This window comes from Rahnella sp. Larv3_ips, from assembly GCF_003697865.1.
Lineage (GTDB): Bacteria > Pseudomonadota > Gammaproteobacteria > Enterobacterales > Enterobacteriaceae > Rahnella > Rahnella rivi.
In genome coordinates, this window is the sequence record NZ_MJIB01000009.1 from 1 (window position 1) to 521 (window position 521).

1 tRNA gene and 1 rRNA gene are annotated in these 521 nt (G+C 47.0%); both read right to left on the reverse strand.

The annotated features are described in order from the left end of the window. Positions 1–250: 250 nt before the first annotated feature. Positions 251–326 (reverse strand) — tRNA-Glu (locus ED901_RS14495). Positions 327–468: 142 nt separating this feature from the next. Beyond that, positions 469–521, reverse strand: a 16S ribosomal RNA gene (locus ED901_RS14500); the annotation flags it as partial.

Below are 521 nucleotides of genomic sequence, written 5' to 3' on the forward strand. Positions count from 1 at the left end.
CACCGTGTACGCTTAGTCGCTTAACCTCACAACCCGAAGGTGTCTTAAAAGACAACGTCGCGCTGCGATTATTTGAGAGACTCTGTTACAGACTAACCCACCACTCAGTACTTCTACGGAGAGTGATGTTCAGCTGTAAACTTTCAATTTTCAGCTTGTTCCAGATTGTTAAAGAGCAATATCTTAAACACGACTCGTTAAAGTCATCTTTAAGATATTCGGTGATAATGTCTTTCACACATTATCGGAGTGGCGTCCCCAAGGGGATTCGAACCCCTGTTACAGCCGTGAAAGGGCAGTGTCCTAGGCCTCTAGACGATGGGGACACGAAAAATCCGCACCAGACCACGCCGTGGTTTGGCACTTTTCGCATCAGCGTAAGGTTGCCCTTACCGCATCAACAGGTGCTCTTGCTCATTAATTTCATCAGACAATCTGTGTGGACACTGCACAATGCGTATCTTTAGGTAAGGAGGTGATCCAACCGCAGGTTCCCCTACGGTTACCTTGTTACGACTTCA